This window comes from Mycobacterium sp. E183, assembly GCF_001667735.1.
Lineage (GTDB): Bacteria > Actinomycetota > Actinomycetes > Mycobacteriales > Mycobacteriaceae > Mycobacterium.
Genome location: NZ_LZJN01000216.1, coordinates 1 through 8474 on the forward strand (window position 1 = coordinate 1; position 8474 = coordinate 8474).

Consider the following 8474-nt stretch of genomic DNA (forward strand, 5'->3'; position numbering starts at 1 on the left):
GACCGAGGATCGAGCGGACCGCAATGTTCTCCGAGAACTCTTCGGCGCCGGGGCGCAGCGCGCAGATGCCGCGCACCACCACCTCCACCCGCACGTCCGCCATCGATGCGCGATACAGCGCGTCGATGACCTGTTCGTCGACGAGGGCATTCATCTTGAGCCGGATCCGGCCGCCGCCGTGCTCGCGGTGCGCGGCGATCTCGCGCTCCACACGGTCGATGATGCCGGTGCGAATGCCGTGCGGGGCGACCAGAAGGTTGCGGTAGGAGACCTTGCGCGAGTAGCCGGTCAGCGAATTGAAGAGGTCGGTCAGGTCGGCCCCGATTTCGGGAGACGCGGTCAGCAGCCCGACGTCCTCGTAGAGTCGCGCCGTCTTTCCGTTGTAGTTGCCGGTGCCGATGTGGCAGTAGCGCCGGATCGTCGAACCCTCGCGGCGGACCACGAGGCAGGTCTTGCAGTGCGTTTTGAGTCCGACGTATCCGTAGACGACGTGCACGCCCGCCTGCTCTAGCTCGCGCGCCCAGCGGATGTTGGCCTGCTCGTCGAAACGCGCCTTGATCTCCACGAGCGCCACCACTTGCTTGCCTGCCTCGGCGGCGTTGATAAGCGCTCGAACGATCGGCGAATCACCGCTTGTGCGGTACAGCGTCTGCTTGATCGCCAGCACATTCGGGTCGGCGGCCGCCTGTTCGATGAATCGCTGCACGCTGGTCGAGAACGACTCATACGGATGATGAAGCAGCACATCGCCTTCGCGCAGCGTCGCGAAAATGCTTCTCGGCGTCTCGCGGTCGACGAAGGCGGGGCTGGTGGCGGGGACGAAAGCCGGGTCTTTGAGCGCCGGCCGGTCGATGCTGTAGACCTGCCACAACGACGACAGGTCCAGCAGGCCTGGCACTTCGATGACGTCGCCGGGGTTCACGTCCAGTTCGCGCAGCAGCAATTCCAGCATGCTCTCGGTCATGTCGTTGGCGACCTCGAGTCGCACCGGTGACCCGAACCGCCTGCGCGCCAACTCCCGCTCCAGCGCCTGCAGGAGGTCTTCGTCGCGGTCCTCTTCGACCTCGTAGTCAGCGTTGCGGGTGATGCGGAACGCGTGGTGCTGGACGATCTCCATGCCCGGGAACAACACCGGCAGGAAGGCCGCGATCAACTCTTCCATTGGCAGATAGCGGATTATGGCGGGACCCTCGCCGTCGTCCGGATGTCCGGGGCCGCGCAGTTCGACGAAGCGATCCACGTTGTTGGGCACCTTCACCCGCGCGAAATGCTGGCCGCCCTCCTCGGGTTGGCGCACCATGACCGCCAGGTTCAGGCTCAACCCACTGACGAAGGGGAACGGGTGCGCGGGATCGACCGCGAGGGGGGTCAGGACGGGGAAGACTTGTTCGTGGAAATAGGTCGAAAGTTCGTCGCGCTCACCCTGATCCAAATCGGCCCACGTGACTATATGTATGCCTTCCTCGGCGAGCGCCGGTCGCACCGAATCGAGGAAGACCCGCGCGTGCCGGGTCGCGATCCGTTGCGTCTGCTCACCGATGAGGGTCAGTTGCTCGCGCGGGGTCAGTCCGTCGGCGGACCGAACCGACAGACCCATCTCGTCGCGGCGCTTGAGGCCGGCGACGCGGACCATGTAGAACTCGTCGAGGTTGGACGCGAAGATGGCCAGGAACTTGGCCCGTTCCAACAACGGCAACGAGTTGTCGTCGGCCAGGGCCAGCACGCGGGCATTGAAGTCGAGCCAGCTCAGCTCGCGGTTGAGGTAGCGGTCCTCCGGCAGGTCGGTGAGGGCGGACGGCGTCGCGGCGGGCGGCGCTGCCACGGCCGAGTCGCCTTGATGCCACAAGTTCTGGTCGGGGCGTGCCTCAGCTTCGGTTTCAGTCACCCTGCGATCATCGCCTATCACTCGCCGATGCTGCTAGCGCTCGACGGACATCCATTCGCCGTTGGGACGACGTTCATCGCGAGGACAGGTTCGCCGGTCCGCGCCGATGTCACTGATGGGCGAGGGCGCGCGCGGTCGCGGCGCCCACCCCGAGGCGGCGCGCGGCGGCGAGATCGTCGGGAGTGTCGACGTCGCAACGCAGCCCCGGCCATGCGCCGGTCAGTTCGATCGCACCCGAACGTCGATGCCGCGCCGACGAATCGGCGCCGAACTGCGGATCGAGTGGGGCGCCGAACGCGAACAAGGCGGCGGTTCCCGTCGCCAGCCGGTCGGCGACGAAGCTGCGGCGGTGCTGCCGCGCGGCGGCGATCGCCTCGGCCAGCTCCTGTGTCTGCAGCGCGGGTAAATCGCCTTGCAGCACAACGATATTCGGGAAGAATCCGCCCACGGCCCGTTCCGCTGTGGCGATGGCGTTGTTCAGCGGGTCGCCGTGCCCGTCGGGCGTCGGGTCGGCCAGCACCTCGGCCCCCAGCTCCGTGGCCGCCGCGGCCGCGGCGTCGTCGGGCGTGACGACGGTGATCGAGCCCAACGCATCAACGCGTCCCGCCGCGGTCAGGGTGTCGATCAGCATGGCGAGCACCACGCCCTCCCTGGTGCGTGCCGAAAAAACGGGGGCCAGCCTGGTCTTGGCCGCGGCCAACCGCTTGACGGCGACGATCAGGGCGACGTCCTTGCCCGCTTCGTCGGCTCGTGTGCCGCTCATGAGATCTCATCCTGCCAGCGACCGCCGACGGCGGACGCGCTAGCTCGCGTGAGCTCCGCTGATCTAGGGTGTAGCGGCTGCAACTCGCTTGGGAAGACAGACGGGGGTGGTGGATGACCGGCTCGCAGGGCGCCGTCGCGGTGATGGGTGCCGGGGCGTGGGGCACGGCGCTGGCCAAGGTGCTCGTCGAGGCCGGGGAGCCGGAATCCGACGTCACGCTGTGGGCGCGCCGGTCCGACATCGCCGACCAGATCAACACCACCCGGTCCAATCCCGACTATCTGCCCGGCGCAACGCTGCCGCCGGGCATCCGTGCGACCACCGACGCGGCGGAGGCGCTGGCCGGCGCCACGACGGTGCTGTTGGGCGTGCCCGCGCAGACGATGCGCGCCAACCTGGAAGGGTGGGCACCGCTGGTGCCCGACGGCGCCACCCTGGTCAGCCTGGCCAAGGGCATCGAGCTGGGCACCCTGATGCGGATGAGTCAGGTCATCGTGTCGGTGACGGGGGTGGACCCGGCTCAGGTCGCGGTGGTTTCGGGGCCGAACCTGGCCAGCGAGATCGCCGAATGCCAGCCCGCCGCCACGGTCGTCGCGTGCAGCGACTCCGGTCGCGCCGTCGCGCTGCAGCGCATGCTCAACACCGGGTACTTCCGCCCCTACACCAATAGTGATGTCGTCGGCACCGAGATCGGCGGGGCGTGCAAGAACGTCATCGCGCTCGCGTGCGGCATGGCGGCCGGCGTCGGGCTCGGGGAGAACACCGCGGCGGCGATCATCACCCGCGGCCTGGCCGAGATCATCCGGTTGGGGATAGCGCTCGGCGCCAAGGGCGCCACGCTGGCCGGCCTGGCCGGGGTCGGCGACCTGGTGGCGACGTGCACGTCGCCGCAGTCGCGGAATCGGTCCTTCGGCGAACGTCTGGGCCGCGGCGGCACCATGGAGTCGGCCATGCAGGCCGGCGGCGGCCACGTCGTCGAGGGCGTGACGTCGTGCGAGTCGGTGCTGGCGCTCGCGTCCAGTTACGACGTCGAGATGCCGCTCACCGACGCCGTGCACCGGGTCTGCCACAAGGGCCTGTCGGTGGACGAGGCGATGGCACTGTTGCTCGGCCGCCGGACCAAGCCCGAGTGACCGCCATCGAAACCGCAGCCAGCGGCGCCGCCCGGCCCGAGCGCCGCGCAACCGGTAGCCTCTTTAGGTTGTGAGTGCCAGCGGGAATCGCGTGCGCGTCGCCGTCGTCTTCGGCGGGCGCAGCAACGAGCACGCCATCTCGTGCGTGTCCGCGGGCAGCATCCTGCGCAACCTCGATCCCGAGCGGTTCGAAGTGCTGGCGATCGGCATCACCCCGGAGGGATCGTGGGTGCTCACCGACGGCGACCCGGACGCGCTGGCCATCAGCAACCGGGAGCTGCCCGAGGTGACCGCGCAGTCGGGCACCGAACTGGCCCTGCCGGCCGATCCGCGCCGCGGCGGCCAACTGGTCGCCCTTTCGCCGGGGGCCGGCGAGGTCCTGGCGTCCGTCGACGTGGTGTTCCCGGTGCTGCACGGCCCGTACGGGGAGGACGGCACGCTGCAGGGCCTGCTGGAACTGGCCGGGGTGCCCTATGTCGGGGCCGGCGTGCTCGCCAGCGCGGCGGGCATGGACAAGGAGTTCACCAAGAAGCTGTTCGCTGCCGAGGGGTTGCCGGTCGGCGCGTACGCGGTTCTGCGCCCGTCGCGGTCGACGCTGCAGCCCGAGGAGCGCGAGCGGCTGGGTCTGCCGGTCTTCGTCAAACCCGCGCGGGGCGGCTCGTCGATCGGGGTCACCCGGGTGGCCAGCTGGGACGACCTGCCGGCCGCCGTGGCGGCCGCGCGCCGGCACGATCCGAAGGTGATCGTTGAGGCGGCGATCACCGGCCGCGAGCTGGAGTGCGGCGTGCTCGAAATGCCCGACGGCACAATCGAAGCCAGCACCGTGGGCGAGATCCGTGTGGCAGGAGTGCGGGGACGTGAGGATTCGTTCTACGACTTCGCCACGAAATATCTCGACGATGCAGCCGAATTGGATGTGCCGGCTAAGGTGGACGACGACATCGCTGATGCCATCAGGGATTTGGCGGTCCGGGCATTCAAGGCCATTGACTGCCAGGGCCTGGCCCGGGTCGATTTCTTCCTCACCGATGACGGACCGGTGCTCAACGAAATCAATACGATGCCCGGGTTCACCACGATCTCGATGTACCCGAGGATGTGGGCGGCCAGCGGCGTGGACTATCCCACCCTGCTGGCGACCATGGTCGAGACGGCGTTGGCCCGCGGGGTGGGTTTGCGCTAACCGGCGGGCGCCGGGTTGATGGGCACCGCCGCGATGGTGCGGTCGATCAGTTCCGAGAGCTGCTGGATCGGCGTCGGGCCCGACCCCGACGGCAGCGTGAGCGCGACATACACCGGCCGATCCACCGTGTACCAGGTCGACCTGCCCGCGTCACCGGCGGACTGCTGTTCGGGATGCACTTCGAACCACTGCACCCGGTCGACGACCTGGATCGGAGAGCCCACCACGAACTCGGCTGGGCGGTCGAGCCCGCAGCGCAGCACCAGGGGCTCGCTGTCCGGTCCGGCCCGCCACGCGGTGGCGCCCTGGGGCGCAGGCTGTGCGACGGGCGCGCGTTGATAGTCGCCGAGCCGCTGAGGCAGCGCCCCGGCCAGCGCCCGGCATGCGGGGCTGTCGGCCTGGGGCGCCGGGGCCGCGGGGACGGCGACCGGTTGCGGCGGCGCCTGGCGGTTGGCCGCGATCACCAGGATCACCCCGATCGCGACGACGGCCACGGCGACCGCGGCGATGATCAGCGCGGGCGGCGGCCCCTCGTCGACGGCGGGGCGGGTATCGGGGTCGGTCGTCACCGCCCGCGCACCTCCTATCTCGGGCCGCGAGCGGTCCGCATCGGGACAGGGCTCTAAACTGGCGCGGGCCGCTCGCGCGGGCAGTAACCCAACTTACCGCAGGTCGGCGGCTCCGATAGTGGCCCGGACAGGGCGGGACGCGCCGGAGGAGGTGGCGTGGGCGACGACGGATCGAATTCCACACTGCAGCAGCTCGGTGAGTTCGCGGTGATCGACCGATTGGTGCGCGGTCGCCGGCAGCCGGCCGCGGTGGTGGTCGGGCCGGGCGACGACGCGGCGGTGATCCAAGCCAGGGACGGCCGCACCGCGGTGTCGACCGACATGCTGGTGCAAGACCGGCACTTTCGGCTGGACTGGTCGAGTCCGCACGACGTCGGCCGCAAAGCCATTGCCCAGAACGCCGCGGACATCGAGGCGATGGGCGCGCGGTCCACGGCCTTCGTCGTCGCCTTCGGCGCCCCCGGCGACACACCGACCGCCGCCGTCGACGGGCTGGTCGGCGGGATGTGGGACGAGGCGCACCGCATCGGCGCGGGCATCGCCGGCGGCGATCTCGTCAGCTGCCCACAGTGGGTGGTCTCCGTGACGGTGCTGGGCGATCTGGACGGGCGCGCTCCGGTGCTGCGGTCCGGCGCCAAGGCGGGATCGGTGATCGCGGTCGCCGGCGAGCTGGGCCGCTCGGCGGCCGGCCTCGCGTTGTTCGGCAAGGGTATTGAAGGTTTCGACTCGCTGCGCCGCCGGCATCTGGTGCCCCAGCCGCCCTACGGTCAGGGCGTCGCGGCGGCGGCCGGGGGAGCGCAGGCGATGATCGACGTCTCCGACGGCCTGGTCGCCGACCTCAGGCACGTCGCCGAGGCGTCGGAGGTGGCGATGGATCTGTCGACCGCTGCGCTGGCCGCGGACCACGACGCGCTGACCGCGGCCGGCAACGCGGTGGGGGCCGACCCGTGGTCGTGGGTGCTGGGCGGCGGCGAAGACCACGCCCTGGTGGCCTGTTTCGCCGGCCCGGCGCCGGCCGGGTGGCGAATCATCGGGCGGGTCCTCGAGGGCAAGGCCGACGTGCTCGTCGACGGACAGGCGTGGACCGGCTATGCGGGCTGGCAGTCATATGACGGTTAGGGTGGCGCGGTGAGCATCGATGCTACGAAAGGACCGGCGATGACGGCGCGGCCGTTGACTGAACTCGTCGAGCGGGGCTGGGCCGCCGCGCTGGAGCCGGTGGCGGATCGGGTGGCCGCCATGGGCCAGTTCCTGCGGGCCGAGATCGCCGCCGGGCGCAAGTACCTGCCGGCCGGCCAGAACGTGCTGCGCGCCTTCACCTTTCCGTTCGAAGACGTCCGGGTGCTGATCGTCGGGCAAGACCCGTACCCAACGCCGGGACATGCAGTGGGACTGAGCTTTTCGGTGGCCCCCGACGTGCGTCCGCTGCCGCGCAGCCTGGCCAACATCTTCGACGAATACTCCGCCGACCTCGGCCATCCGCAGCCCTCGTGCGGTGACCTGACACCGTGGGCCCAGCGCGGGGTGATGCTGCTGAACAGGGTGCTCACCGTGCGGCCGAGCAATCCAGCCTCGCACCGGGGCAAGGGCTGGGAAGCGGTGACCGAGTGCGCGATCCGCGCGCTCGCGGCGCGTTCGCAGCCATTGGTGGCGATCCTCTGGGGCCGCGACGCGTCCAGACTGAAACCGATTCTGGCCGAAGGCAATTGCGTGGCCATCGAGTCCCCGCATCCGTCGCCGCTGTCCGCCTCTCGGGGGTTCTTCGGGTCGCGTCCGTTCAGCCGCGCCAACGAACTGCTGACGGGTATGGGCGCCGACCCCATCGATTGGCGGCTGCCGTGACCGAGATGACCGCATTGCGGGCCCACCACCGGGGCGGCCCGGAGCAGTTGGTGGTCGAGCGGGCGCCCGTACCGGTTCCCGCCGCGGGCGAAGTTCTGCTGGCCGTTCGTGCCGCGGCCATCACCTTCGACGAGTTGACCTGGGACGAGACCTGGACCCGAGACGGTCTCAGCCGCACGCCGGTGATCCCGTCGCACGAAGTCTCTGGCGTCGTCCGCGAGGTGGCCGCGGGCGTGGCGGATTTAGCGCCCGGGGACGAGGTGTACGGCCTGGTCCCGTTCGACCGCGACGGCGCCGCGGCCGAATTCGTCTGCGTGCCCGGGGCCGATCTGGCCGCCAAGCCGTCGTCGGTGTCGCACGTCGTCGCGGCCGCGCTGCCGCTGGCCGGCCTGACCGCCCTGCAGGCGTTGGTCGATCACGCGAACGTGCGGGCCGGCGAGGACGTGCTGGTGCATGGCGGCGCGGGCGGGGTGGGCGCCTTGACCGTTCAGCTGGCCGTGATGCTCGGCGCGCGTGTCACCGCGACCGTGCGCAGCGACGCCGGCGAACTCGTCCGCGGGTATGGCGCCGCCCGGGTGATCGACGTCCGCACCGAGACATTCGACGACGCCGCCTACGACGTCGTGATCGACACCGTCGGCGGTGAGACGTTGGACCGGTCGTTTCCCGTGCTGCGCCCTGGTGGTCGGCTGGTCACTCTGTCGGCGCCGCCGCCGGCGGGCAGGGCCGACGAATACGGCGTCACGGCAACCTTTTTCATCGTCACGCCGGACCGCGACCAGCTGAGGAAGCTCGCCGCGTTGGTCGACGGTGGACGGTTGCGCGTCGACATCGCGGAGACCTTCCCGCTCGAGCGGGGCCGCGAGGCGTTCGAAAGCGGCCGGCGCCCGGGCCATCGCCCCGGCAAGACGGTCATAGTCGTCGGCGACTAGGGCGTTTCGGCGCGATTGCTTTGTAATCCCTTGTGCCACTTTGGTTTCTTTAGTCACAGAGCGGGCTTTTTTGTCGGTGGGGGTTTCTAAAGTTTGAGGTATGGAGGCCAGTCGTGAGGAGATCGTCGACGCTATCGACGCGCTCGACGGCGACGCGGACCGCCTGT

8 protein-coding genes are annotated in these 8474 nt (G+C 69.9%); 5 read left to right on the top strand and 3 right to left on the bottom strand.

The window, feature by feature from the left end:
• The coding region (locus tag A5691_RS26740) for an RNA degradosome polyphosphate kinase (RefSeq protein ID WP_067784722.1) at window positions 1-1906 on the bottom strand (1906 nt) is incomplete at its 3' end.
• 88 nt (window positions 1907-1994) lie between these two features.
• Window positions 1995-2648 (bottom strand): 2-phospho-L-lactate guanylyltransferase, encoded by a 654-nt coding sequence (gene cofC / locus A5691_RS26745; protein WP_067784706.1) that lies wholly within the window; start codon window positions 2646-2648, stop codon window positions 1995-1997.
• Between the two features lie 113 nt (window positions 2649-2761).
• Here cofC and A5691_RS26750 point away from each other — a divergent pair, with 113 nt between their 5' ends.
• Complete coding sequence (locus A5691_RS26750) at window positions 2762-3781, top strand: NAD(P)H-dependent glycerol-3-phosphate dehydrogenase (protein ID WP_067747772.1); 1020 nt, start codon at window positions 2762-2764, stop codon at window positions 3779-3781.
• 70 nt (window positions 3782-3851) lie between these two features.
• Window positions 3852-4964, top strand: coding sequence for a D-alanine--D-alanine ligase family protein (locus tag A5691_RS26755; protein WP_067784709.1), 1113 nt, complete (start codon window positions 3852-3854; stop codon window positions 4962-4964).
• On the opposite strand, the gene A5691_RS26760 is transcribed toward A5691_RS26755, so the two are convergent.
• On the bottom strand, window positions 4961-5533 hold the full coding sequence (locus A5691_RS26760; RefSeq protein ID WP_067784712.1) for a DUF3515 domain-containing protein: 573 nt from the start codon (window positions 5531-5533) through the stop codon (window positions 4961-4963). The genes A5691_RS26755 and A5691_RS26760 overlap by 4 nt on opposite strands.
• 156 nt (window positions 5534-5689) lie before the next feature.
• Here A5691_RS26760 and A5691_RS26765 point away from each other — a divergent pair, with 156 nt between their 5' ends.
• The 3 genes from A5691_RS26765 to A5691_RS26775 are packed head-to-tail and all read left to right on the top strand — an operon-like array spanning window position 5690 to window position 8307.
• Entirely contained in the window at window positions 5690-6652 is a 963-nt protein-coding gene (locus tag A5691_RS26765; protein ID WP_067886962.1) for a thiamine-phosphate kinase, read from the top strand.
• Window positions 6653-6691: 39 nt separating this feature from the next.
• Window positions 6692-7375, top strand: a complete 684-nt coding sequence (locus A5691_RS26770) for a uracil-DNA glycosylase (protein ID WP_068019256.1) — start codon at window positions 6692-6694, stop codon at window positions 7373-7375.
• Window positions 7376-7380: 5 nt separating this feature from the next.
• On the top strand, window positions 7381-8307 hold the full coding sequence (locus A5691_RS26775) for an NADP-dependent oxidoreductase (RefSeq protein WP_068019260.1): 927 nt from the start codon (window positions 7381-7383) through the stop codon (window positions 8305-8307).
• Window positions 8308-8474: the final 167 nt, after the last annotated feature.

What these genes read in the sequence shown, in the direction of transcription:
- A5691_RS26775 (WP_068019260.1), top strand. Translation starts at nt 7,381, where the DNA reads ATGACCGCATTGCGGGCCCACCACCGGGGCGGCCCGGAGCAGTTGGTG.
- A5691_RS26750 (WP_067747772.1), top strand. Translation starts at nt 2,762, where the DNA reads ATGACCGGCTCGCAGGGCGCCGTCGCGGTGATGGGTGCCGGGGCGTGG.
- A5691_RS26770 (WP_068019256.1), top strand. Translation starts at nt 6,692, where the DNA reads ATGACGGCGCGGCCGTTGACTGAACTCGTCGAGCGGGGCTGGGCCGCC.
- cofC (WP_067784706.1), bottom strand. Translation starts at nt 2,648, where the DNA reads ATGAGCGGCACACGAGCCGACGAAGCGGGCAAGGACGTCGCCCTGATC.